Below are 23335 nucleotides of genomic sequence, written 5' to 3' on the forward strand. Positions count from 1 at the left end.
GCCATGACCCCGGGGCAGCTCCCAACATCCGGGTCGAACCGATGGGTAGTGGACATCAGCCGCAAGTCGATAGAAATTGAGATCCATCTGATTTTTACGAGGCCAGCTTGTCTCTCTTCCACTTGTATGTCGACGATTCGGGGTCGCGATACTCTGACAAGCCGCAGGCCCTGCGGGCAGATGGAATGGACTATTTCGCGCTGGGCGGCGTCTTGATCGCAGAAGAAGACATCGGGACTGTGCTTGCCTCGCATGCAGCGCTGTTGAAGCGCTGGGAAATTACTGCCCCCCTCCATTCCACGAAGATCCGAGGGGCCCGCGCCGCATTTTCCTGGCTCTCAAAAGACGCCGCGCAGGCCGACGCGTTCCTGGCAGATCTGGAAGCATTCATCCTTGATGCCCCAATTATCAGTGTCTCCTGTGTAATTGATCGGGCAGGCTATGTGGCGCGCTATTCCGAAAGGCACCCGGAGCCGTGGCTCCTCTGCCAGACCGCGTTTGCGATTCTGGTTGAGCGCGCGGCCAAATTCGCTCGCGAACGCGACGGGCAGCTCGTCGTTTATTTTGAAGAGGCCGGAAAGAGAGAGGATCGGGCTCTTCTGGGCTACATGAAGGCGCTGAAGCAAAACGGCATGCCCTTCGGCGGTTCCGCCGCCGCCGGGTACGAAAGCCTACAGCCTGAGGACTTCCGCACGCTTATTCGCGGTCAGCCAAACCGCGTCACTAAACAGGTTCCAATGGTCCAGCTCGCAGATCTAGTGCTCTACGCCATGGCGCGCGGCGGCTATCATGAGGGTTATCCCCCATTTCAAGCGCTTCACGCCCGCAGCCGCATTATTGATGCTTTTCTCCGGCCTGAGGACATCCCGAGCCGCGGTGTAAAGTACAGCTGCTTTGATACGAAAAAGGCCCGGATCGCTCCGAGCCTTTGACGCGGCCTGCATAACGCAAACCCCGGGGCTTCAGCCCATGAAGGTATAATGCACGGGAGCAGCTTTGGTTCAACGTAAATTTGAGGGGCTGGGCATCGCCTTAGGATAGCACCCGCCTACGGACGATCATCCCCTCATTCCGATCAACTCTCGGTGCGAACGGAGCTCCCCCTACGATCCAGGACCCCGCGACCCAGCGATGGGACGCCGGGGCGGCGGTCTTGCCTCCATATCCTCGCTTCCGTACCTACGCCCGAATGACGCTTGGGGATGGACCGGTCCCTGCCGCGCCTGAGTTCGGCTAGGCGTCTGAGCCGGGCTTCCAAAACTCGGTCCGCCCTGCCGGCCCAAACGACAAGGGGCAGCCCGAAGGCGGCCCCGTCATCTGACACGAAAGGTTCGCCGGCTCTATCGGAGCGCCACATCCCGATCCCGTCGCCGATAATCTTGGCGGCGTCGTCTTTGGAGAATACCTTCATGCCAGTATCATGCCGGTCCAGACGGAATGTAAAAAGTCGCATATCAGCTGAGATTTTGGCTTTCACAGCATGATAGCGTGGCAGAGAGCGGCAATAAGCCGGATGCACTGCTTGAAAGGGGAACGAAATGCTGACCTGGGCTGAGCGATTGACGCTTTGGAATCAGTACGAAATTCTGAAGCGCCTCAATCCGGAAGATGCGCCGGAATATGAAACCAATCAGGAAATCCTCTCGCATGGCTTCGAGCACTGTTATTCCGAGATAAATCCATCGATATATAAAGAGACAACAAAACATGAAATCTCACGCGAGGTTGAAGAAATCCTGAACGTCTTTCGCGCGATTAAGTTATCCTGCATCAAGCTCGACTATACGCCCAAGAGTCACTATGCGTTGTTTGATGGCTTCGACGGCAACGATGATGGCGGCCACTACGGATATGCCAAGTTCATCCGCCGTACACTCGGAAAATGGGATGAGTTGAACGACCGTCCCGACAACTCCCACAGTGGCTCTACGCTTGGACACTATCGGCGTATGCTGCGAATGTGGCGGCGGCTCGGTGAAAATTATCAGCTAACCGAAACTGAGATTGAAGAGATTGCGGAATCTCGATGACGGAAGACGAAGAATACTTCCTCGCCAACACGATGCTCAACGCTCACGAATGGCGGGGCATCGGCCAACTAGCGAATGCGCTGAGCGACCTCGAACCGCTCGCGAAGCGCGGGAGCCTTGGCGAGGTCGTCGCCGACAGGCTGGTCTCGCTCGGCTTGGCGGAGAAGGGACCGTCCTCCGGCAGGTATTTCGCCATCGGCATGAAGGTCGGCTACCGCCTCAGCGAGCTGGGATGGAAGGTGAAGGACCGCGGTCGATACCCGCGCCGGACGCGCTAAGCTCGCCTGTTCCACCGTGTTCCACCTGTCGCAACAGGTGGTGGAACAGGATTTTTTCCTGCGAAATCAATGTTGTTCCACCTGTTCCACCGCGTTCCACCTCAAAACAATGATGACGTGCAGGAATTACGCCTTCCGTCGCCGCATCGGCAGCGCCACCACCTCTGCCTCGAGGCCCGTCATCTGCCGGTGGATCTCATTGGCGATCTTGTTCGCCGCGGCGATCAGGACACTGTCGAGCTTATGGATATAGCGAGAGGTGATGGAATGCCCGGCGTGGCCGATCACGGCGCCGATGGTGTTGGCGGTGAAGCCGAGGTCGTCACCGACGCTGGCGAAAGAATGCCGCAGGGTGTGCGACGTGACGCCTGCCAGGCCTGCCTTGGCCACAAGCCGCTCCACGGCCGCGTTGAGGGCTCCATAGTGGCCGGAGGCCTTCCGCGCGGCCGTCAGCACGTGAGGGTTACCGTCCGCTCGCTCCATCCCGTTCAGCACGTCGATCGCGCGCCTCGCCAGCGGCCGGACAGACGCTCCGGTCTTCGTGTCGCCGAGCCGTAGGGCGCCGCCCTCGGCATCGACCTCGCCCCACCGCAAGGACTGCACCTCGCCGTAGCGGCAGCCGGTGAGGGCGAGGAGCCAGGTGCCCGCGATGGCTTGTGGCAACACGCCCTCGGCTTCGGCATCCGTGATGGCTTTGCCCAGCGCCCGGTACTCCTCCGGACTGAGCCTGCGCTGCCGTTTCTTGTCAGCAGGCCGTTTTACACCGCGGGCCGGGTTGAACTGCAGCACGCCTTCCGAGACAGCATAGGAGAGGATCCCGCCGAGCAGGCCAGCCGTACGGGCCGCCGTGCCGGCGCCGCCTTGCACGATCGCCCGACCGCGCTGCCCGGTCTTCACGTCGGCGGCCGTCTTGCCGGCCGTCACGTCGCGGATGAAGCGGGAGATGTCCGACTGTTGAAGATCGATCACGAGCTTTCGGCCCAGCAGCGGCTTGATGTGTCGCTCGACGCGGCCTCGGTCGGTGTCCAGCGTCGAGGCCTTCTTCGCACGGCCGGCCTTGCCGAGGATCAGGCCCTTGTCGGCGGCCTTGAGGTAGTTGTCGCACAGCTCGGCGACGGTCAGGGACTTCCGGCGGGTGGTTCGCTCCTCAGCGGGATCTTCGCCGCGCACCGTGCTGCCAAGGGTGGCCATGGCCAGCTTGCGCGCCTCCTCGGTGGTGATCCTGCCGTGCCTGCCGATCGTCATCCGGCGCCGGACACCGTCGGCGTTGCGGTAGTCCACAATGTAGGTGCGGTTCCCGGTGGGTTGGATGGCGACCCCGAAGCCCGGCAGCTCGCTGCACCAGACGGTGAACTGCTTCGGCTTTGGCTGGGCCGCCTCGAGCACCGATTTCGTGAGCTTGGCCATGCCTGAAAACCCCTGCCTTGGGAGAACGACTCACCAAATACTCACCACGAAATCGGAAACTCGGGAATATGCTGGCGCTGGCAGGAAAGCTCGAAGTCATCGGAAACGCAGCCTTATCAGTCGGATAGAGTACTCCAGAATATTCCTGGAGTGTTCCGAAAACACGCGACCTAAGCCTTCACACGGCAGGGTCACAGGTTCAATCCCTGTCGCGCCCACCATCCCCCCCTACCTTTGCGTTTCCCGCGCGGCCCGGACGAGCGGCACCAGCGACAGCAGGATCGCGGAGACCAGGATGGCGGTCGTCACCAGCCCCGCGGGCGTCGTGCGCGCGGCCGCCGTGACGCTGGCCGGGCCGAACTTCAAGGTCACGCTCGCCTTCATCTCCTCGGGATGGGTGATCTCCGCGGGCTGCGCGGTCGCTGGGAGTTCGGGGTCCATGCTGTGCCTCGTCCTTCGGTGAGGCAGGCAGCATAGCCGCCGGCAACGCGGTGCGCGCCCCTGCGTTCGCCGCACATGCACCTTCCCGATGCCCCGCTCCGGCTCTCCCTCGACGTCCTGGCCGCGGCCGAGGCCGCGGCGAAGCGCGCCGGAATATCCATGCAGGAGTGGATCGAGCGCCTGGTCCTGCGGGAGGCCAGCCGGCCCGAAGCCTCCTCCGCGCCACAGGAGGTCGGGCCCGAGGACGAGGTGCGCGGCGGGCCGGAAGCCACGGAACAGCCGGCCCATCCGACGGACGACTGAGCCTCATGGCCGGAATCGGCGGCAACCCGCTCCGCACAGCCGCGTTGAGAACATATGCGAATGCATGAAGGAGAACTTAACATGATGAAACGCCACATGCCCGCCCTCGCCATGGCCGCCGCGCTGCTTGCTGCTCCGGTCGCCGGCTTTGCCCAGGGCAGCAGCACCGACACGCCGCGTCCGCCGGGGTCCGATCCCAGCGCCACGGTGAGCCGCCAGACCGGCATGCCCAGCTCGCCGCCGGGCAGCACGGGCAATCCGACCGGCAGCCCGCTGGACCGCACGCCGACGCCGGGCGCCAGCGCCTCGGGCAATGCGGCCAATCCGGCCCATCCGGGGGTCAGCGATCCCGCGACACGCATGGCACGTCCGGGCGTCCCTTCTCCGGGCGCGCCTTCGGCGCCGGGCTCGAACACGAACTGACCGGAAAGGCCAGCCCCGCGATCGCCTCCAGGGGGTCGCAGGACGGGCCGTTGGGAGGAGCGAATCCACCCAACAGTGAAGGCCGGCGAGGACGCCCCTCGCCGGCCTTCATCGATTCTCAGAGGGGGGATTCTCAGAGGGGAATCGTGAGCGTGACGCGCAGGGCCGTCGGTTCGACCGGATGGAAATGCCGGTCGGCGACCCCAGCCGCCTCCCCACGCAGACGCGACTCATAGAAATACTCGATCTGGCTGGAACGGCTGCCGAAGAGGTTGAGCGCGTCCAACTGCGCCCGCATCCCGTTCTCGAAGCGGTAGCCCAGCCGGGCATTCACCAGCGTCGAGGGCCGCGAGCGGACGCTGTCGTCCTCCACCAGCGGCCGGGCGCCGAAATAGCGAAGCCGCGCCGAGCCGAACCAGCCAGCCCCCTCGCCGCCGAAGGTCACGCCGGCCGACGCCACGACATCCGGCGCGCCCGGGATGTGGCTGCCGGCGGGATCGCTGTCGGTGAAGCGCGCGCGCGTGGCCGCAAGGTCGGCGTCGAGCGCGAGCCAGGGCGTCACGCGCCAGCGGTTGGTCCATTCCACCCCGATCCGCCGGGAGGGCCGGCTCGCCTCGGTGGTGCCGGCATCGCCGACGAAGACGATCTCCGAGCCCAGCGTCAGCACGAAGACGGCCAGGCTGCTTTCCAGCCCCTCCAGCCACCGTGCGCGGATGCCGATCTCGGCGCCCTTGCTGCGCACCAGCAGCGGCACGCGCGAGAGCGGCGTCAGCCGGTCCACCGGGTCGACGCCGATGGTGGCGCCGCGCAGGTCGTTGCTGTGGAATCCCGTGCCGGCATTGAGGAAGAGCTCCGTGCCACGCCAGGGGCCCAGCGCCAGCCCGAGCTTGGGGCTCGCGATGAATTCGGTGGCCGTGCCGGAATTCTCAGGCAGCGTGCTGTGGACGCGGCCGGTCATCCCGTCCACCCGCAGCCCGACCGTGCCGCGCAGCCATTGCGTTGCGCGCAGCGTCGCATCGGCCCAGATTCCCGCGCTGCCCTGGCGCACGGCGTCGTCCCGCACGGTGGAGAGGTAGTTCCGCGCCTGTGTGCGCGTCAGGCCGAGGGAGACGTCGTCGTAGCGCGTCTGGAAGCCGATGCGCGTCTCGAGCGGCCGGCCGAAGAGGCGGCCCGGCATCGTATGGCTCGCATCGATCCCCGTGAGCCAGCGCCGCTCCTGCTGGCGGAACTGGTCGCCGTTCACGGGGTCATCGAGGAAGTAGGTGAAGTTGTTGAAGAGATCGAGCGTCGAGCGGACGAGGTAGCCGCTGATCCGCGTCGTCCCGCTCTCCGTCTGCCGGTGCCAGTTGGCGGAAAGGCTGTAGCGCTGGGTGATGCCGCCGTCGGTCGGGTCCATGGTGCCGAATCGGCCGATGATCCCCTCGGAGACGGCGCGGGCCGGGATCTGGTCGGTGGAGCTCCAGCGGCCGGAATAGGCCATGGCGGTGACGGTGAAGCCCTCGGCCTGGCCGCCCTGGCTGTAGCGCGCGAGGCCGTTGAAGCGCCGCAGCTCGTCGGGCCGCCGCCAGGGGCCGTCATAGCCGGCCACCTCGCCCGCCAGCAGGAGCTGTCCCCGCCCCAGCGCGTGGCTGCCGGCCGCGAGGCCGCGCCAATAGCCGAAGCTGCCACCGGTCACCTGTGCGAAAGGCCTGATCGTGTCGCGAAGTGTCAGGTCGAGCGCGCCGGCGCTGGCGAAATCGCCGAGATCGGCGAAGTAGGGGCCCTTGCGGACGCGCATCCCCTCCAGCAGCTCGGGGATGAGGAAGTTCAGGTCGGCATAGCCCTGGCCATGGGCATGGGTGCGCATGTTGAGCGGCATGCCGTCCAGCGTGATGGCGAGATCGGTGCCGTGGTCCAGGTTGAAGCCGCGCAGAAAATACTGGTTCGCCTTGCCCTCGCCGCTGTGCTGCGTGACGACGAGGCCGGGTGCTGCCTCCAGGATCTCGCCGGGCCGGGTGACGGGGCGGGAGAGCAATTCCTCGCCCGAGACGCGCAGCTCGCTGGCCGCCGCGACGGGCTGCAGCGCGGGCGCGACGATGCTGAGGTCCGGCAGGCGGATGGCGGAAGGTGCCTCCTGGGCGGCCGCCGGACCGGCGACGGCGAGGAGAAGGGCGGTCAGGGACGGGGTATGCCGGAAACCCGAGAGCTTTTCGTGAATCACAAACCACCGGACTCCAGACATGTCCGGCAAATCATGACAGGGAATCGTAGGAAGAAAAGATCGAAAATTCCTACTGACGTGGAATGGGTCAGCCCCCGGCCTTCGGGTCGTGGCCATGGGGGCGACGCCCCGCGACCGGCACGACATGCAGGTGCCCCAGCCGCACGCCGCGCTGGGTCACCAGGCTGTCGCCGAAGGCGCGCACCTCCGACACGGTCCCCTTGAGCACGGCCACCTCCAGGCACTCCTCCTCGTCGAGATGCACGTGCATCGTCGCGACCGAGAGGTCGTGGTGGTGGTGCTGGGCACTGGTCAGCCGCCGGGCGAGGTCGCGCGTCTCGTGCTCGTAGACATAGCTGAGCGCGGCCACGCAGGGCGCGTCGCCGTCGCCGGCCGCGGCCTCGCGTGCCTGGGTCTCGCGCAGGATGTCGCGGATCGCCTCCGACCGGCTGGCATAGCCGCGGCGCGCGCAGAGCCCGTCGACGAGGCCGAGCAGCTCCTCGTCGACGCTGATGGTGATCCGCTGCATGAACAGGCTCCGTCGTCGGGGCCCGATCTTCGCGCCAAACCGCCTGGAGTCGAAAGCCTCACCCGCCGAGGGCGGCGAGTTCCCGCTCCAGCTCCGCGATCTCCTTGCGCGTCTGCCGGAGATAGCCGTCGCGCTGGGCGATCTCGGCCTCGGTCTTCAGCTTCCAGCCATAGGCATTGGTGATGTCCTGCCGCTTCTTGCGGATGAGGTCACGGAGATCCACGCGACGCTGGGTGATCTCAGGCGGCTCGGCGGGGGCGGGCTCGGGCGCAGCCAGGGGCGGCAGCTGATCCTCGGCCGGCGGCGGTGGAGGCTCCGGCATCGACCGGGAGACCGGCTCGGGCCCACGCTCAGGCTGAGGCTCGGGCTCAGGCGCCGGCCAGAGCGCGCCGGAGGCCGCGAGCCCCTCGAAGAGCCGGATCAGCACCGACCAGCGCAGCGCCTCAAGCCGCTCCGCCGCCCGGTTGCGGGCCTTCCCGCCACGGAGGCTCCAATCCTCCCGGCCGAGGCGCTCGACGGCGCGACGGAACGCCTCCGCCGCCCGCGCGCCATAGGCCAGCTCGAGGAAGGCTTCCACGTCGCTCGGGCCGGGCCGGTGCAGCAGCGAGCGGGCGTGCTGGCGCCAGGCCCACATCACCTCCCGCGCCGCCAGCCGTGCCGAGAGCCGGTGCATCGCCCGGCGGCTGAAGGCCTCGGCGAACCAGTCGTAGCCCCAGGCCAGATGGTAGAAGACGCGGCAGCCGGCCTCGCGCAGCCCTTCCCGCGCGGCGGGCATGCGCAGCAGGATCCAGGCCGGCCCGGCGAGCGCCAGCGCCACCTCCGGCCGCCGCACGGCCTCCCATATCGGGCCATGATGCGTCAGCGCCGACCAGCATCCCCAGAGGAAGGCCGCCAGCACCAGCGCGTCGAGCACGAAGCCCAGCAGCGCGCCGAGCTTGCCGGCCAGCTTGCGCGCCGAGGGCGCGGCGCGGGGCGGCGGCCCCGCCGCCAGGGCCGGCCGCTGCGACGCGTGCAGCAGCGAGCGCGAGCTCTCCAGCAGCCGCCGGACATCCGCCCGCCGCTCCGCCAGCCCGCTCCGCTCCAGCTGCGCCACCAGCTCCCGCAATTCCGCGGCGGCGCGGTCCTCTGCCCGCCTGCCCTGCACCCGTCCCTCCGTGGGGATGAGGCGCCATTCTGGGAGGCTTTGGTGAACGCCGACTTAAAGGCGCTGAACGGTTCGCTCGGCCTCAGGCTTCGCAGCCTTGGGAACAGTCAGGGGCTCCAGCGCCGGAAGATTGATGACGAAGGTGAGGAAGGCGGCCGGGAAGCCCACCCTCGCCGCGTTGAAATCATCCACGCTCTCGTTGAAGAAGCGCCGCAACGCGTCGATCCTCTTCTCCATCTCCGGGAATTCGGATTGGAGCCGGCGGAAGGTGGCATCGTCCCGGAGCCCGGCCTGGCCGGCGCCCCTCGTGAGGGCTCTCTCGATCGCGGCGCTCAGCGCCGCCTCGGCCTTTCCGATCGCTTCCGGCGAGCGCGCGGACGCGGCCGCCCGGCGCGCGTCGGCCAGCAGGCGGACCGTCTTGCTCTCGGGGCCGAGGGCCCCCTCGATCTTCTCGAGCAGGCGGGAGACCAGATCCTGCCGCTCACGGAACTCGGCGTCGATCTCCGACCAGGCCTCCGTCGCCGCCTCCCGTATCGCGACCAACCGCCGATGGACGATCACCGCCCAGATCAGCAGAAGCAGCGCAACCGCCGGCACAATCCACTCTATGGGCATTCCCGCACCTCATTGCGGCCGCAACACTAGCGCGGCAGCACCTGCGCTGGAATGGGACCGGTGGAGATCCGCGCTTGCACGCGCGGGGCCGATGGCCTAAACGCCGCCGACCCACGGCGGGAGCCATCGCGCCTGCCGCTTCCCCGAAAGCCCGCGCCATGAAGCCCGACACCCATCCCGCCTATCACGACCTGACCGTCATCATGACGGACGGCACGACCTTCACGACGCGCACCGCGGGCGGCAAGCCGGGCGAGACGCTGCGCCTCGACATCGATCCGAAGAGCCATCCGGCCTGGACGGGCGTGCAGCGCATCATGGATACGGGCGGCCAGGTCGCGAAGTTCAACAAGAAGTTCGCCGGCATCGGCATGCGCAAGGGCTGATTCAAGCCCCCTCGCCGCCGAAAAGAGCCGCCCGGTCAAGGACCTGGGCGGCTTTTTCGTTTTTGCCCGAATCCTCTTGAACGGCGCGGCCGGCCGTCACATCTCCCGGACGTCGGGGCGCCCCAGCGGGCTCCGGCGCGGATCCGAGGCCCTGTCGCCCGCATGGGGACGGAGCCGATCGGGACGCTTCAACAGGACCTTGCTCCAGAAGGAGGTTCGCGTATGAACGCCATTGATTTCTCTCCCCTTTTCCGCACTGCCATCGGTTTCGACCGCGTCGCCCGCCTGCTCGACGGCGTGCGCAACCAGGCCGAGACCCAGGCCTATCCGCCCTTCAACATCGAGGCGACCGGCGATGACAGCTACGTGCTGACCATGGCCGTGGCGGGCTTCGGCCCCGAGGACATCGAGATGGTTGTCCGCGACGATCAGCTCTCGATCAGCGGCAAGGCCCCGCAGGCCCCCGAGGGCCAGGAGCGCCGCTACGTCCATCGCGGCATCGCCGGCCGTGCCTTCGAGCGCCGCTTCGTGCTCGCCGACCACCTCGTGGTCCAGGGCGCGCGGATGGAGAACGGCCTGCTGCATGTCGCGCTGAAGCGCGAGGTGCCGGAGGCGCTGAAGCCCCGCAGGATCGAGATCCAGGCGCCGGCGCCGCGCCAGCCCGCGATCGAGCAGGTCGCCCAGGCCGCCTAATTCGACGGCAGGTCTGAATGGGAGGGCCGGCGGGCGACCGCCGGCCCTTTCCTTATGGAGGCCGTGAATCGCCCTTCCGGCTCAACCCGGCCGCTTGAAGAAGGCGTCCGCCGCCGCCCGCTGGTTCGAGCGCGCGGCGATCGCCGCCTCCGCCCGGGCGATCTCCGCCTGGAGGTCCGCGATATAGGCGCGCAGCTCCGTCTCGGCCCAATCCTGCAGGGCGGCGGGGGTGAAGCGCTGGGCCAGCTTCGGCCGCGGCTCCTCGTCGAACATCGCATTCCTCCAATTCGTCACAGGGCTTGGCCCGGGCGGGCCCTGCCACTATAGGGCTTGCGACATAAGGGCTGTCCCCGTTTGGGCGCGTGCCCGTCGCGCAGCCCCTCACCCATGGAAGCACCGTCATGGCCCAGCCGCCCCTGATGCCCAAGGCCACCGCCGTCTGGCTCATCGAGAAGACCTCGCTCTCCTTCGAGCAGATCGCCGATTTCGTCCAGATGCACCCGCTCGAGGTCCAGGCCATCGCCGACGGCGAGGTGGCGCAGGGCATCATCGGCTACGACCCGGTCGCCAACGGCCAGGTGACGCGCGAGGACATCGCCCGCGCGGAGGCCGACGCCAGCGCGCGGCTGACGCTCGCGGCCAACGCCATCCCCGCCGCCAAGGGGCGCGGCAAGGGCGGGCGCTACACGCCGGTGGCCAAGCGCAACGACCGGCCGGACGGCATCGCCTGGCTGCTGCGCAACCATCCGGAGCTCACCGAGGCGCAGATCGGCAAGCTGGTCGGCACCACGAAGGAGACCATCCAGAAGGTGCGCGACCGTACCCACTGGAACAGCGCGAACATCAAGCCGCGCGACCCCGTGATCCTGGGCCTGTGCAGCCAGGGTGCCCTGAACACGGCCGTGACGACCGCGCAGGAGCGTCTCCGCGCCGAGGGCGTCGCCATTCCGACGCCCATTCCCACGCCCTTCGAAACCGAATGATGGCTGGAGGGACCGGCTGCCACCAAGGGTAAGAGCGTTTCGCGCCCCCCGGCGATGCCGCCTCGGCCGATCGCGCCCTAATGGGCGCGGCGGAGCTTCTCCATTTCTTCCTTGAGATGCAGCTTCTCGCGTTTCAGGCGGGTGATGGCATCGTTGTCGGGGCGCGGACGGGCGCCTTCCGTGGCAATGCGCGTCTCCAGCTCTGCGTGGCGGGATTCCAGGGCTCGCACCCTCGGGGCATGCATCATGCAGCGGCTTCCTCTGCTTAGGATCGCCCCTGACGGAAACGCCAGGGGCGTCGCCTGTTCATGCGGCTGTTGCGACCGCATCCAGGCATGCTATCCCCCTTGGCGCCGGGCAGGCGAGTGAATTCGTTCCCCTCGAATGAATCTGCCCCAGGGATGCGGCGGAACTGATGTTGGAAGACCGAGAGGCCCTGCTGCGCCGCCTGCACGAACTGCGCAGCGAACACCGCGACCTCGACACCGTCATCGCGCGCCTCGAGAGCGGCTTCGGCGACCAGCTGCAGATGCAGCGGCTGAAGAAGCGCAAGCTGAAGCTGAAGGATGAGATTTCCTGGCTGGAGGGGCAGCTCGTCCCCGACATCATCGCCTGAGCGGGCCTCAAGTATAATGACTCCATCCGACGTATCGCCGCCCCCTCTGCACCCATTGGTCGGCGTCATCATGGGCAGCCGCTCCGACTGGGAGACGATGCGCCATGCCGACGAGGTGCTGACGGCCCTCGCCATCCCGCACGAATGCCGCGTCGTCTCGGCGCACCGCACGCCGGAGAGGCTCTTCGACTACGCGCGCGAGGCGCGGGGCCGCGGGCTGAAGGTGATCGTCGCCGGCGCCGGCGGGGCCGCGCACCTGCCCGGCATGGCGGCGAGCATGACGCCGCTGCCGGTGCTCGGCGTGCCGGTGGAGAGCCACGCCCTCAAGGGCATGGATTCGCTGCTGTCCATCGCGCAGATGCCGGGCGGCGTGCCGGTGGGAACGCTGGCCATCGGCAAGGCGGGCGCCATCAACGCGGCGCTGCTGGCCGCCGCCATCCTGGCGCTCTCCGACCCCGCGCTGGCGGAGAGGCTCGACGCCTGGCGCGCCCGGCAGACCGAGGGCGTTCCGCATGACCCGGCCTGATCCCCTTCCCCCGGGCTCCACCATCGGCATCCTGGGCGGCGGGCAGCTCGGCCGGATGAGCGCCATGGCGGCGGCGCGGCTGGGCTATCGCTGCCACGTCTTCGCGCCCGAGCCCGATTCGCCCGGCATGCAGGTCGCGGCGGCGCACACGCTGGCGGAATATGAGGACCTCGACGCGCTGCACCGCTTCGCGGAGGCCGTCGACGTCGTCACCTTCGAGTTCGAGAACGTCCCGGTCGCGACGCTGGAGGCCCTGGAAGGGCGGGTGCCCTGCCGCCCCGGCCTCCGGGCGCTCTCCATCTGTCAGGACCGCGTCGCGGAAAAGCGCTTCCTCGCCGGGGCCGGCGTGCCCGTCGCGCCCTGGCGCGAGGTGACGAGCGAATCGGAGCTGGAGGCCGCCATCGCGGAGATCGGCCTGCCGGCGGTGCTGAAGACCACCCGCCTCGGCTATGACGGGCGCGGCCAGGCGGTGCTGCGCCGGCCGGAGGACGCCGCGCCCGCCTTCGCGCGACTCGCACCCCGCCCGCTGATCCTGGAAGCCTTCGTTCCCTTCGCGGCCGAGATCTCCGGGATCGCCGCGCGTGGGATGGACGGCGTGGTCGCGACCTACGATGCCATCGAGAACCGGCATCGCCACCATATCCTGGATCTCTCCTTCGCCCCCGCGCGCCTGCCGGCAGCGGCCGCGGAGGCGGCCCGGGCGCATGTGGCACAGGTGGCAGCCGCGCTGGATCTGGTGGGCGTGGTGGCGCTGGAGATGTTCCTGCTGCCGGACGGAAGCCTGCTCGGCAACGAGATCGCTCCGCGCCCGCACAACTCCGGACATTGGACCATGGATGCCTGCCTGTGCGGGCAGTTCGAGCAACACGTCCGCGCCGTCGCCGGCCTGCCGCTGGGCAGCCCCGCGCGCCACGCAGACGCCGTCATGCGCAACCTCGTGGGGCCCGAGGGCCTCGCCGCCTGGCCCGCACTGGTTGCGCGGGCCGACGTGGTGGCGCATTGGTATGGCAAGGCCGAGGCGCGGCCGGGCAGAAAACTGGGCCATGCCAATCGCCTGCTGCCGCTGAACGCCCTCAGCTCCGCCGACGCCGCCGAGACGTTTTGACCCCCTGTGACGAAAAGGCCAGGGCCCATGTGGCGATTTGGCCACAGCCTCCGGGAATTGCTCCACAAGGTGATGCAATCCCGCGGCCTTATTGTTAGGTTGCCGTCACGCAGCGCGGAATCGTACCCGTCGGGTGCACGCGCAGCGACCGAACAAACGACTTGTATTCAAGGAGAACGAGGATGAGCCTCAAGAAGGCCCTTCTGGCCGCGACCGTTCTGTCGCTGCCCGTGGCCGCCCAGGCGCAGCCGATCACCGGCCTCTACATCGGCGGCGGCGTTGGCGCGAACTATCGCGCGCCGAGCGACGATGGCGTCCGCCTGCGCGGCCCCGCCACGACCATCACCGGCAACTACGACGTCAAGACCAACTGGGGCTATGCCGCGGTCGGCAGCATCGGCTGGGGCTTCGGCAACGGCCTGCGCGTCGAGCTCGAGGGCAACTACCGCAACAACAGCGTGGAGCGGATCACCGGCGCCTCGGCGACCGGCGGCATCGTCCACCAGTACGGCGCGATGGCGAACGCCCTGTACGACTTCAACTTCCTCAACCTGAATGTCGGCGGCATCGGCATCGTTCCGTATGTCGGCGCCGGTGTCGGCTACGTCTGGAACGACTGGCGCAGCGTGCGCGGCCGCATCAACTCCACGACGCGCATCCTCACGGATGACCGTGACGGCCAGTTCGCCTATCAGGGCATCGTCGGCGTGTCCTTCGGCCTCGACGCCATGCTGCCCGGCCTGGCGCTGACCACCGAGTACCGCTACCTCGGCACGCTCGAGCCCGAGCTCGGCACGACGGCGATCAACAATGGCGGCGCTGCGGTTGCGGCCGGCACCTACAAGCCGACCAACAACAACCACTCGGTCCTGGTCGGCCTGCGCTATGCCTTCAACGCGCCGCGTCCGGCTCCCGTGGTGGCCGCGCCTGTCGCCGCCGCTCCGGCTCCGGCCCGCACCTACCTGGTCTTCTTCGACTGGGATCGCGCGGACCTGACCGACCGTGCCCGCCAGATCATCGCCGAGGCCGCCACCAACGCCCGCGCGGTGTCGGCGACCCGCATCGAGGTCTCCGGCCACGCCGACCATACCGGCACCGCCGCCTACAACCAGCGCCTGTCGGTCCGTCGCGCCGAGAACGTCGCGGCCGAGCTCGTCCGTCGCGGCATCAACCGCAACGAGATCACCATCCAGGGCTTCGGCTTCAGCCGTCCGCTCGTCCCGACCGCCGCCGGCGTTCGCGAGCCGCAGAACCGCCGCGTCGAGATCGTCCTGCGCTAAGCAGGACCTTCCTTCGCAGGAATCGGAAAGGGGCGCCGAAAGGCGCCCCTTTCTTTTGTGGTTAAGGTTGACCACGGAGGTGTGACAAAATATGCACGCTCCTGGAAAATGTATGAAATTATGCTGCGATCCGATGAAACCCATGCATACGATAGGGCTAAGTTGGCGTTGATCGCGCGCAACGAGCAAACCCGGACAATGCCGGGCAGGAGAGAGACCGCATGAATTTCCCGAAGCTCTTCATCGCCACGGGCGTGATCGCGCTTCCGGCGATGGCCCAGGCCCAGCCCATCACGGGCCTCTATGTCGGCGCTGGCGCCGGCCTGAACTTCGTCGAGGACAGCACCTTCCTGTCCAACCGTTCGCTGGCGTCCGGCGCCCGCGCCAACGGCTTCCCCACGACCGGCAGGGGCGGCTTCGAGACCGGCCTCGCCGTCGTGGGCTCCGTCGGCTGGGGCTTCGGCATGGGGCTCCGCGTCGAGCTTGAGGGCAACTACCGCCGGAACGACGCGGCTGGGCGCGGATCGGTCAACGGATCCGGCGCCGGCCAGCAATACGGCGTCATGGGCAACGTCCTGTATGACATCAGCCTGCCCTTCGCGCCCTGGGTGACGCCTTATGTCGGCGTCGGTGCGGGCTACATCTGGCGCGACGCCGATGCCGTGGCTGCCGTCAGCCGGGGCCGCGGTGCGGGCCTGGTCTCCAACGACACGCAGGGTGGCTTCGCCTACCAGGCGATCGGCGGCCTCGCCTTCCCGCTCTCGACCGTTCCCGGCCTCGCGGTCACGCTGGAGTACCGCTACCTCCGGACCGAAGATGCGTATTTTGACTCGCGCGCCTTCGCGACCTCGAACGGCTCCACCTTCGCCTCCGGCTCGGTCAAGACCAGTTCCTTCAACCATTCGGTCCTGGCCGGCCTGCGCTATGCCTTCAACGCACCGCGTCCGGCTCCCGCCCCGGCACCGATCGTCGCGGCCGCCCCGGCCCCGGCCCGCACCTACCTGGTCTTCTTCGACTGGGATCGCGCGGACCTGACCGACCGTGCCCGCCAGATCATCGCCGAGGCCGCCACCAACGCCCGCGCGGTGTCGGCGACCCGCATCGAGGTCTCCGGCCACGCCGACCACACCGGCACCGCCGCCTACAACCAGCGCCTGTCGGTCCGTCGCGCCGAGAACGTCGCGGCCGAGCTCGTCCGTCGCGGCATCAACCGCAACGAGATCACCATCCAGGGCTTCGGCTTCAGCCGTCCGCTCGTCCCGACCGCCGCCGGCGTTCGCGAGCCGCAGAACCGCCGCGTCGAGATCGTCCTGCGCTAAGCAGGACCTTCCTTCGCAGGAATCGGAAAGGGGCGCCGAAAGGCGCCCCTTTTTTCGTTCGTGGGCACCGGCCACGAAAAAGGGCGCCTCTCGGCGCCCTTCATGCATTCCCTCCGGAGAGGGGTCTCAGCGCGTCGTGGAAGCGGCCGGCGTGCTCGTGGAGGCCGTGCGGCGCGGCTGGGCCGCGGCAGGCTGCTGCGGGCGCTGGTTGCGCACATGCGTCGTGGCAGCCGGGCGCTCCGGGCAGGGCGGCGTCGTGATGGCCTGCGGGACCTCGCGGGTCACCGAGATCTGCGACAGCTCTGCCGGCGAGCTCGCCGCGGTGGCCTGCTGGAAAAGCCCGCCCTGCTCGCGGCAGAAGAACGACCCTCTGGAGATGCCGACCTGCGACTGGCCGTTCGCGAGGTTGGTGATGTACTGGTCCAGCATGCGCTGGTGCTGGGCGCCCGCCGTCCGCCGGAAATGGCCGGCGACGTTGCGGAAGGCGGTCGCGAGCTCACGCTGGTGGCGCGTCACGAAGGTGTTGTAGTCGTCCTGCTGGCCGCAGGTGAGCGCCACCACCATGAGCTGGCTCTGCAGCGCCCGGATGTCGAACGCCGTCTTCTCCACCGGCTGCAGGCAGGCGCTCTGCGCAAAGGCAATGCTGGGCGTCAGCATGACGGCAGCCAGGCCGCCCAAGAGCTTACGTGAAGGCGTCATCCCGCCCATACTCCCAATCCCGTTGGCCCTCGGCCTGCCGCTTCCTGGCGAATCCAGGCGAACGGCGCGAAGCGGCCTATCAACGTTGCCCTTTACACGGATCGGCGCGAGCCGCGAAGCCCGATCATGCAGCTTTTGGATGTGTCTTAGGTAATTCTGCCAAGCGCCTGTCAAGAAAGGCCAAAGTCTCCTCCACCGTGGGAGGGTTCGGGCGCAGCCAGAAGGCTGTGACCGCGCCCAGGACGCCCATCAGCGTCGCCCGGCGCGTGTACCAGGAGAAGTCGGCCGATTCGTCACCCGCCGCGTACCAGATCGCGGAGGCGCTCCGCGCCGCGCAGCGCAGGCCGAGGGGCAGGTTCCAGGGCAGCGCCAGCAGGGCGGCCGCGCCGCGAAAGGCCTCGCGGTCCGGCTCTAGCGCGAGCAGCCGCAACTCGATCAGCCGGCGGATTCGCGCGGGCGTGCGCAGCGCCGCGAGATCCTCGTCGGCGGCCGCTTCCTCCATCTCCGCATCCACCAGGGCGAACCAGGAATCGATGGCGCCGATCACGCCGCGGGGAAAATGGCTGGAGACCAGCTCGGGCGCGTCGCCGCGATCCTCCAGCGCATGGCGCAGCGCGGCCTCCGTCCAGCCCTCGCGCCCGGCGCGGGCGACGACCGCGCGCAGCAGGTCGGCTTCGCTCATGTGCGGTTCTCCGCGAGGCGGGCGAGCTCCTCGGTGAAGCCCAGCTGCGTGAGGTCCTTCATGCGCGACAGATACAGCACGCCGTCGAGATGGTCATTCTCGTGCTGCAGCACGCGCGCCGAGAGGCCCTCCGATTCGCCGGAGACCGGCTCGCCGTTCTCGTCGAGCCCGCTCCAGGACACGCGGGCGGGCCGGTCCACGCGGCCGCGCAGGCCGGGAATGGAGAGGCAGCCCTCCCAGGCGGCCTCGGTCTCGGGGCCGAGCGGCGCGATGACCGGGTTGAGGAGCACACGCAGCGCCGGCCCGTCGCGCCAGAGGAACAACCGCAGGGGCACATGCACCTGGGGCGCCGCGAGGCCGATGCCGCCCGCATCCGCCAGCGTCTCGGCCATGTCGGCGACGAGGCGCCGCATCTCGGGCGCGGTCGGATCGGCGATTTCGGCGGCCCGGCCGAGAAGAACCGGGTGACCCAGGCGGGCGATCTTCAGGATGGCCATGCGGCGGTATTTCCTCTTTCCTGGCTGGTGATCTGGGTCGTCACTTTCCCGCATTTGAGGGCTTCCCGCCCGCGCGGTGGTTGTGTTATGTCGCTGCCTCGGCCCCGGCGCGACTTCGCATCGGGGTCCTTCCGCATTTCAGGGCCGGATGAGGCCAGCAGGAGATTCGCCCGCGTGCAAGTCGTCGTTCGGGACAACAATGTCGATCAAGCGCTGAAGGCGCTCAAGAAGAAGCTGCAGCGTGAAGGCGTGTTCCGCGAGATGAAGCTGCGCCGGCACTATGAGAAGCCCTCCGAGCGCCGTGCGCGCGAGGCGGCCGAGGCGGTGCGTCGCGCCCGCAAGGTCGAGCGCAAGCGCATCGAGCGCGAAGGCTTCTGAGCCGTGGGGCCGGCCCAGCCGGCCCTCTTCAGGACGACAGGGATTTTGAGCGCCGCTCGGCATGGCCGGAGCGGCGCTTTTGGCGTTGATTCCGCCGGAAGAGCGATGACCGATGGCACCACAACAACAGCCTAGGCCATCGCGAGAACCTGCGCCGCGGCCCTCCGCCCCCCGAGCAGCGCGCCATGCGCATAGGACGGAAACTCCGTGGTCGCGGCCTCCCCGGCCAGGAACAGCCGCCCGGCCACCGGCCGGCACAGCGCCGCGTGGTCCGCCGCGGCGGCGCCCACCGGCAGGTAGCAATAGGACCCACGCGCGTAGATGTCGCGCGACCAGCGGGTGATCCGCGTTTCCGTGGGCGCCGGGACCGACTGGCCGTACATGGCCCGCAGCGGTCGCAGGGCGGCCTCCACCACCTCCGGATCGCGCAGGCGCTCGAGCTGGTGCGCCGCGCCGCCGCCGATCAGCGCCACCAGCACCGGCGCATCGAGATGCGGCGCCATGCTCACGATCTCGGGCGCGGCATTGGGCGCCTGCTCCGCCAGGAAGCGCAGGTAATGCGTGTCGGCCGGCCAGAAGCGCCGGGGGAAGCCAAGCACGATCTTGTTCAGCAGCCCCACCCCGATCCGGGCGATGGCGCCCTGGTGGCCGGCCGGCAGGGGCGGATCGAAGGTCACGTCGCCGCGCTTTAGCACGCCGAGCGGCAGGGTGATGACGGCCCTATCGGCCTCCCAGATGCGGTCCGCCGTGGCCAGGGCGACCCCGTTGGCGTTCAGGCGGACGCTCCTCACGACCTGCCGCGTGCGGATGTCCAGCCCGCGCGCCAGCAGGTTCAGGATGGCGATGTAGCCGGTGGAGAGCAGGTGGTTCTCGGCGGGAATCTCGCCGTCGCCGCCGAACCAGCCGGCCGCGGAGATCTCGGCCGCATCGGCGCCGGCATAGCCCGCGACATAGGCGCAGAGCCAGGCGATGACGCGGCGCTCGCGCGGGGAGCGGGCACGGGTGGGATCGAGGAGCTGCGGCACCGCCTCGGCGAGGCTGACGTCACGGCTGCCGGGCGGCGGCGCCAGCGGGCTGCCATGGGCGATGAGCCGTTCCACCTCGGCGAAGATCCCGGCGCGCTCCGCCTCGGTCAGCACCCGCCCGTCGGCGTCGAAGAGGATCGAGCGGGAATCGTAGGTGGCCATGCGCCGGATGCCGGCGGCATCCGCGAGCGGCGTGAGGGGATTGCCCTCGGGCCCATGGATCCAGGCGCCGCCGAGGTCGAGGGGCGCGCCGGCGAAGCGCACCGTGTGCAGCCGGCCGCCCAGCCGGTCCCGCGCCTCCAGCACGGTGACCTGGTGCCCGGCATCCGCCAGCGCCCGCGCGGCGCCCAGCCCGGCAAGGCCGGCGCCCAGGACCAGGACGGACAAGCGGCGCCCGCTGGCCTTCGCAGGGGCCGGCGGCACGAGAAGAGGCAGGGAGGCAGCGAGAAGGCGGCCGAGATCGCGCCGCCGCAACCAGGTCCGCTCCTGCCGCACCGCGCGCCTCCCCCCCTGAAGGCGCGCAACCTAGACGAGGACAGACGGCAACCAGTACAAATTTCGACCGGATGGGCCCGATTACTTCTGCAGGGCCTGCACGATTTCCTGCGTGACCTTCTTCGCGTCGCCGAAGAGCATCATCGTGTTCGGCCGGAAGAAGAGCTCGTTGTCCACGCCCGCATAGCCGCTGGCCATGCCGCGCTTCACGAAGAACACCGTCTTCGCCTTCTCCACGTCCAGGATCGGCATGCCATAGATCGGGCTCGACTTGTCGGTCTTGGCCGCGGGATTGGTCACGTCGTTCGCGCCGATCACGTAGGCCACGTCGGCTTCCGCGAACTCCGGGTTGATCTCCTCAAGCTCGTGCACCTCCTCGTAGGGCACGTTCGCCTCGGCCAGCAGCACGTTCATGTGGCCGGGCATGCGGCCCGCCACCGGATGGATGGCGTAGGAGACCTCGGCGCCCTCCTTCTTCAGCAGGTCCGCCATCTCGCGCACCACCTGCTGCGCCTGCGCCACCGCCATGCCGTAGCCGGGCACGATGATGATCTTCTGGGCGTTCTTCATGATGAAGGCGGCGTCCTCGGGCGAACCGGCTTTCACCGGCGCGCGGTCCGCCGCGGCACCGCCCGCCGCCGCCGCGCCACTCTCCGAGCCGAAGCCGCCGAGCAGCACGTTGATGATCGAGCGGTTCATCCCCTTGCACATGATGTAGCTCAGGATGGCGCCCGAGGCGCCGACCAGCGCGCCCGTCACGATCAGCAGCGTGTTGCCGATGGTGAAGCCGATGCCCGCCGCCGCCCAGCCGGAATAGCTGTTCAGCATGGAGACGACGACCGGCATGTCCGCGCCGCCGATCGGGATGATCAGCAGAAAGCCCAGCGCGAAGGCCAGGATCGCGATGGCCCAGAAGAGGAAGGCCGAGCCGGTCGCAACGAAGGCGATGACCAGGATCAGCAGCAGCGCGCCCAGCGCGGCGTTGAGCTGATGCTGGCCCTTGAACAGGATCGGCGAGCCCGACATCCGCCCGTCCAGCTTGGCGAAGGCGATCACCGAGCCCGAGAAGGTGATGGCGCCGATGGCAAGGCCCAGCGACATCTCGATCAGCGACTGGGCGTGGATATGCCCCGCCGTGCCGATCCCGAAGCTCTCCGGGCTGTAGAAGGCCGAGGCCGCCACGAAGACCGCCGCCATGCCGACCAGGCTGTGGAAGGCCGCCACCAGCTGCGGCAACGAGGTCATCTGGATCTTGCTGGCCAGGTAGGCGCCCACCGAGCCGCCGATGGCGAGGCCCACGATGATCAGCCCGAAGCCGCCGACATCCATGTGCGAGCTGGCCATGGTCGCGAGGATCGCGATCCCCATGCCGATCATGCCGAACATGTTGCCCTGGCGGGAGGTCGTCGGGTGCGAGAGGCCGCGCAGCGCCAGGATGAAGAGGACCGAGGCGACCAGGTAGGCGAGGCTCGAGATCGTCGCCATGGCGTCAGGCCTTCTTCTTGTTCTGGAACATGGCGAGCATGCGTCGCGTCACGAGGAAGCCGCCGAAGATGTTCACGGCGGCCAGCGTCACGGCCAGGAAGCCGAAGAAGCGGGCCGCGCCGCTCTCGGCCGAGGCGGCGGCGTGGATGGCGCCCACCACGATCACCGAGGAGATGGCGTTGGTCACGCCCATCAGCGGCGAATGCAGGGCCGGCGTCACGTTCCAGACCACGTAGTAGCCGACGAAGCAGGCCATCAGGAACACGGTCAGGAGGAGCAGGAAGGGCTCGGCATGCTCGGCCACGGGCTGCACGGCCACGGCGGCGCTGCGGGCCATCTCGGCGAGCTCGTTGGCGCGCGCGGCCAGGGCCGAGGCCGCGTTGGCGATATCCGTCTGGGTGCTCATTTCGGAACGCTCCTCAAGCCGCGGCCGCGGGGAGAAAATTCTTGTGGACCACGGCGCCGCCGCGGGTGAGCGTCACGCCGGCGACGATGTCGTCCTCGGGCGGCAGCTTCGGCGCCTTCGCCTCCTTGTCCCAGAAGGTGGTCAGGAAGGTGAGGAGGTTGCGCGCGTAGAGCGCGCTGGCGGCGGCGGGGATGCGGCCAGGCCAGTTGGTGTAGCCCAGGATCTTCACGCCGTTGGGGGTGGTGACCATCTGGCCGGGGACCGTCGCGGCGCAGTTGCCGCCGGCATCCGAGGCGATGTCCACGATCACCGAGCCGGGCTTCATGCTGGCCACCATCTCGGTCGTGACCAGCGTCGGCGCCTTGCGGCCCTGCACGAGGGCCGTGCAGACCACCACGTCCTGCTTGGCGATGTGCGCGGCCACGACCTCGGCCTGCTTGGCGTAGAAATCGGCGGAGAGCTGCTTGGCGTAGCCGCCGGCGGTCTGGGCCGACTTGCTCTCCTCGTCCTCGTAGCCGACGAAGCTGGCGCCGAGGGACTTGATCTCCTCCTTGGCGGCCGGACGGACGTCGGTCGCCGAGACGCGCCCGCCGAGCCGGCGGGCGGTCGCGATGGCCTGCAGCCCCGCCACGCCCGCGCCCATGATGAAGGCATTGGCGGCGGGGATGGTGCCGGCCGCCGTCATGAGCATGGGGAAGCCGCGGTCGAAGACGCCGGCAGCCTCGATGACCGCGCGATAGCCGGCGAGATTCGCCTGGCTGCTCAGCACGTCCATGCTCTGGGCGCGGGTGATGCGCGGGGCGAGCTCCAGAGAGCAGGCCTCGATGCCGCCCTGGGCATAGCCGGCGACGGCATCGGCGTCCGCCGCCAGCGTGCCGACCAGCAGCGTGCCGGAGGGCAGCGGCGCATCGGGCGCGCGGACGCAGAAGACGATCTGCGCGCCGTTCAGGGTGGAGGCGGCGTCGGGCGCGACCTCCGCGCCGGCGGCGGCGTATTCGGCGTCGGGGAAGCCGGAGGCCAGGCCCGCGCCCGCCTCGACGGCGACGGTGAGGCCGAGGGCGATGAGCTTCTTCGCGGTCTCGGGCGTGGCGGCGACACGGGTCTCGCCCGCCTTCGTTTCCTTCAGAACGGCCAGACGCATGTCGGCAATACCCCCCGAGACCCAGAACTTCCCTGCTGCATAGCCATGCCGCAGCGCCGCACGCAAGTGACCCGCACGGGACTCAGGCGGCGGCGCCCCCGGGAGATTCAGGCCTCCCTCGGCAACTGCACCACACTGCGGAGAAAATCGGCAGTCCCGTCATTCATGCCGCGGAAGGCGCCGCGGCCGAAACGCAGGGACAACCGGGCCGCACCCGACAGAGCATTCCGGCCGCCATCCGGATGACGG

The 23335-nt window shown here is 68.7% G+C and carries 29 protein-coding genes; 14 read left to right on the top strand and 15 right to left on the bottom strand.

Going from position 1 to position 23335, the window contains the following annotated elements; genetic code table 11:
• Nucleotides 1-122: 122 nt before the first annotated feature.
• The 3 genes from AC1ROY_RS15860 to AC1ROY_RS15870 all read left to right on the top strand — a co-directional run bounded on the left by AC1ROY_RS15860 (nucleotide 123) and on the right by AC1ROY_RS15870 (nucleotide 2308).
• Nucleotides 123-932, top strand: coding sequence for a DUF3800 domain-containing protein (locus AC1ROY_RS15860; RefSeq protein ID WP_493149902.1), 810 nt, complete (start codon nucleotides 123-125; stop codon nucleotides 930-932).
• A 606-nt stretch (nucleotides 933-1538) separates the two neighbouring features.
• Nucleotides 1539-2030 (top strand): YfbU family protein, encoded by a 492-nt coding sequence (locus tag AC1ROY_RS15865; RefSeq protein WP_493149811.1) that lies wholly within the window; start codon nucleotides 1539-1541, stop codon nucleotides 2028-2030.
• Nucleotides 2027-2308, top strand: a complete 282-nt coding sequence (locus AC1ROY_RS15870; RefSeq protein WP_493149812.1) for a hypothetical protein — start codon at nucleotides 2027-2029, stop codon at nucleotides 2306-2308. Before AC1ROY_RS15865 ends, AC1ROY_RS15870 begins: the two co-directional genes overlap by 4 nt.
• A gap of 126 nt (nucleotides 2309-2434) precedes the next feature.
• Here the strand turns inward: AC1ROY_RS15870 and AC1ROY_RS15875 are convergent, their stop codons facing one another.
• Both AC1ROY_RS15875 and AC1ROY_RS15880 read right to left on the bottom strand, forming a co-directional pair.
• The gene (locus AC1ROY_RS15875) at nucleotides 2435-3715 is read right to left on the bottom strand and encodes a tyrosine-type recombinase/integrase (protein ID WP_493149813.1); all 1281 of its coding nucleotides are present in this window, start codon (nucleotides 3713-3715) and stop codon (nucleotides 2435-2437) included.
• A 228-nt stretch (nucleotides 3716-3943) separates the two neighbouring features.
• Nucleotides 3944-4156 (bottom strand): hypothetical protein, encoded by a 213-nt coding sequence (locus AC1ROY_RS15880; RefSeq protein ID WP_493149814.1) that lies wholly within the window; start codon nucleotides 4154-4156, stop codon nucleotides 3944-3946.
• A gap of 75 nt (nucleotides 4157-4231) precedes the next feature.
• Between AC1ROY_RS15880 and AC1ROY_RS15885 the strand changes: the two genes are divergently transcribed.
• Nucleotides 4232-4459 carry a hypothetical protein gene (locus AC1ROY_RS15885; protein ID WP_493149815.1) on the top strand — a complete coding sequence of 76 codons (228 nt, stop codon included), beginning with the start codon at nucleotides 4232-4234 and terminating at the stop codon, nucleotides 4457-4459.
• An 81-nt stretch (nucleotides 4460-4540) separates the two neighbouring features.
• Nucleotides 4541-4882: a hypothetical protein gene (locus AC1ROY_RS15890; RefSeq protein WP_493149816.1), complete on the top strand. Its 342-nt coding sequence runs from the start codon at nucleotides 4541-4543 to the stop codon at nucleotides 4880-4882.
• Nucleotides 4883-5015: 133 nt separating this feature from the next.
• Here AC1ROY_RS15890 and AC1ROY_RS15895 read toward each other — a convergent pair whose 3' ends face one another.
• The 4 genes from AC1ROY_RS15895 to AC1ROY_RS15910 form a co-directional block, all read right to left on the bottom strand.
• A complete protein-coding gene (locus AC1ROY_RS15895) occupies nucleotides 5016-7082 on the bottom strand; it encodes a TonB-dependent receptor (RefSeq protein WP_493149817.1) in 2067 nt (688 codons plus the stop codon).
• Between the two features lie 88 nt (nucleotides 7083-7170).
• A complete protein-coding gene (gene nikR / locus AC1ROY_RS15900) occupies nucleotides 7171-7611 on the bottom strand; it encodes a nickel-responsive transcriptional regulator NikR (protein ID WP_493149818.1) in 441 nt (146 codons plus the stop codon).
• Nucleotides 7612-7669: 58 nt separating this feature from the next.
• Nucleotides 7670-8755 (bottom strand): hypothetical protein, encoded by a 1086-nt coding sequence (locus tag AC1ROY_RS15905; RefSeq protein WP_493149819.1) that lies wholly within the window; start codon nucleotides 8753-8755, stop codon nucleotides 7670-7672.
• A 54-nt stretch (nucleotides 8756-8809) separates the two neighbouring features.
• The gene (locus tag AC1ROY_RS15910) at nucleotides 8810-9370 is read right to left on the bottom strand and encodes a LemA family protein (protein ID WP_493149820.1); all 561 of its coding nucleotides are present in this window, start codon (nucleotides 9368-9370) and stop codon (nucleotides 8810-8812) included.
• Nucleotides 9371-9528: 158 nt separating this feature from the next.
• Here AC1ROY_RS15910 and rpmE point away from each other — a divergent pair, with 158 nt between their 5' ends.
• Together rpmE and AC1ROY_RS15920 are read left to right on the top strand one after the other, a co-directional pair.
• The gene (rpmE, locus tag AC1ROY_RS15915) at nucleotides 9529-9756 is read left to right on the top strand and encodes a 50S ribosomal protein L31 (protein ID WP_493149821.1); all 228 of its coding nucleotides are present in this window, start codon (nucleotides 9529-9531) and stop codon (nucleotides 9754-9756) included.
• Between the two features lie 222 nt (nucleotides 9757-9978).
• Entirely contained in the window at nucleotides 9979-10449 is a 471-nt protein-coding gene (locus AC1ROY_RS15920; RefSeq protein WP_493149822.1) for an Hsp20 family protein, read from the top strand.
• 81 nt (nucleotides 10450-10530) lie between these two features.
• On the opposite strand, the gene AC1ROY_RS15925 is transcribed toward AC1ROY_RS15920, so the two are convergent.
• A complete protein-coding gene (locus AC1ROY_RS15925; RefSeq protein WP_493149823.1) occupies nucleotides 10531-10722 on the bottom strand; it encodes a DUF1192 family protein in 192 nt (63 codons plus the stop codon).
• Between the two features lie 128 nt (nucleotides 10723-10850).
• Between AC1ROY_RS15925 and AC1ROY_RS15930 the strand changes: the two genes are divergently transcribed.
• Nucleotides 10851-11432, top strand: a complete 582-nt coding sequence (locus AC1ROY_RS15930) for a DUF1013 domain-containing protein (RefSeq protein ID WP_493149824.1) — start codon at nucleotides 10851-10853, stop codon at nucleotides 11430-11432.
• Between the two features lie 77 nt (nucleotides 11433-11509).
• On the opposite strand, the gene AC1ROY_RS15935 is transcribed toward AC1ROY_RS15930, so the two are convergent.
• Complete coding sequence (locus AC1ROY_RS15935) at nucleotides 11510-11680, bottom strand: YdcH family protein (protein ID WP_493149825.1); 171 nt, start codon at nucleotides 11678-11680, stop codon at nucleotides 11510-11512.
• A gap of 167 nt (nucleotides 11681-11847) precedes the next feature.
• Between AC1ROY_RS15935 and AC1ROY_RS15940 the strand changes: the two genes are divergently transcribed.
• The 5 genes from AC1ROY_RS15940 (at nucleotide 11848) to AC1ROY_RS15960 (ending at nucleotide 16278) form a co-directional block, all read left to right on the top strand.
• A complete protein-coding gene (locus AC1ROY_RS15940) occupies nucleotides 11848-12048 on the top strand; it encodes a YdcH family protein (protein WP_493149826.1) in 201 nt (66 codons plus the stop codon).
• Between the two features lie 16 nt (nucleotides 12049-12064).
• Nucleotides 12065-12574 carry a 5-(carboxyamino)imidazole ribonucleotide mutase gene (gene purE, locus AC1ROY_RS15945; protein ID WP_493149827.1) on the top strand — a complete coding sequence of 170 codons (510 nt, stop codon included), beginning with the start codon at nucleotides 12065-12067 and terminating at the stop codon, nucleotides 12572-12574.
• Nucleotides 12561-13679 carry a 5-(carboxyamino)imidazole ribonucleotide synthase gene (locus AC1ROY_RS15950; RefSeq protein WP_493149828.1) on the top strand — a complete coding sequence of 373 codons (1119 nt, stop codon included), beginning with the start codon at nucleotides 12561-12563 and terminating at the stop codon, nucleotides 13677-13679. Before purE ends, AC1ROY_RS15950 begins: the two co-directional genes overlap by 14 nt.
• A gap of 182 nt (nucleotides 13680-13861) precedes the next feature.
• Entirely contained in the window at nucleotides 13862-14959 is a 1098-nt protein-coding gene (locus tag AC1ROY_RS15955; protein WP_493149829.1) for an OmpA family protein, read from the top strand.
• 221 nt (nucleotides 14960-15180) lie between these two features.
• Complete coding sequence (locus tag AC1ROY_RS15960; protein WP_493149830.1) at nucleotides 15181-16278, top strand: OmpA family protein; 1098 nt, start codon at nucleotides 15181-15183, stop codon at nucleotides 16276-16278.
• 126 nt (nucleotides 16279-16404) lie between these two features.
• On the opposite strand, the gene AC1ROY_RS15965 is transcribed toward AC1ROY_RS15960, so the two are convergent.
• The 3 genes from AC1ROY_RS15965 to def form a co-directional block, all read right to left on the bottom strand.
• Nucleotides 16405-16977 carry a hypothetical protein gene (locus AC1ROY_RS15965; protein WP_493149831.1) on the bottom strand — a complete coding sequence of 191 codons (573 nt, stop codon included), beginning with the start codon at nucleotides 16975-16977 and terminating at the stop codon, nucleotides 16405-16407.
• Nucleotides 16978-17101: 124 nt separating this feature from the next.
• A complete protein-coding gene (locus AC1ROY_RS15970) occupies nucleotides 17102-17659 on the bottom strand; it encodes a COQ9 family protein (RefSeq protein ID WP_493149832.1) in 558 nt (185 codons plus the stop codon).
• The gene (gene def, locus AC1ROY_RS15975) at nucleotides 17656-18156 is read right to left on the bottom strand and encodes a peptide deformylase (protein WP_493149833.1); all 501 of its coding nucleotides are present in this window, start codon (nucleotides 18154-18156) and stop codon (nucleotides 17656-17658) included. The genes AC1ROY_RS15970 and def overlap by 4 nt, the downstream gene beginning before the upstream one ends.
• Before the next feature lie 174 nt (nucleotides 18157-18330).
• On the opposite strand from def, the gene rpsU reads away from it, so the two are divergent.
• Complete coding sequence (gene rpsU / locus AC1ROY_RS15980) at nucleotides 18331-18534, top strand: 30S ribosomal protein S21 (protein ID WP_027286066.1); 204 nt, start codon at nucleotides 18331-18333, stop codon at nucleotides 18532-18534.
• Nucleotides 18535-18665: 131 nt separating this feature from the next.
• Here rpsU and AC1ROY_RS15985 read toward each other — a convergent pair whose 3' ends face one another.
• From AC1ROY_RS15985 to AC1ROY_RS16000, 4 genes are all read right to left on the bottom strand, one after another.
• Nucleotides 18666-19946, bottom strand: a complete 1281-nt coding sequence (locus AC1ROY_RS15985) for a flavin monoamine oxidase family protein (protein WP_493149834.1) — start codon at nucleotides 19944-19946, stop codon at nucleotides 18666-18668.
• 189 nt (nucleotides 19947-20135) lie between these two features.
• Nucleotides 20136-21539: an NAD(P)(+) transhydrogenase (Re/Si-specific) subunit beta gene (locus tag AC1ROY_RS15990; protein WP_493149835.1), complete on the bottom strand. Its 1404-nt coding sequence runs from the start codon at nucleotides 21537-21539 to the stop codon at nucleotides 20136-20138.
• Between the two features lie 4 nt (nucleotides 21540-21543).
• A complete protein-coding gene (locus tag AC1ROY_RS15995) occupies nucleotides 21544-21945 on the bottom strand; it encodes a proton-translocating transhydrogenase family protein (RefSeq protein ID WP_493149836.1) in 402 nt (133 codons plus the stop codon).
• A gap of 13 nt (nucleotides 21946-21958) precedes the next feature.
• A complete protein-coding gene (locus AC1ROY_RS16000; RefSeq protein ID WP_493149837.1) occupies nucleotides 21959-23086 on the bottom strand; it encodes an NAD(P) transhydrogenase subunit alpha in 1128 nt (375 codons plus the stop codon).
• Nucleotides 23087-23335: the final 249 nt, after the last annotated feature.

Source organism: Roseococcus sp. GW821-FHT12F05, assembly GCF_058806835.1.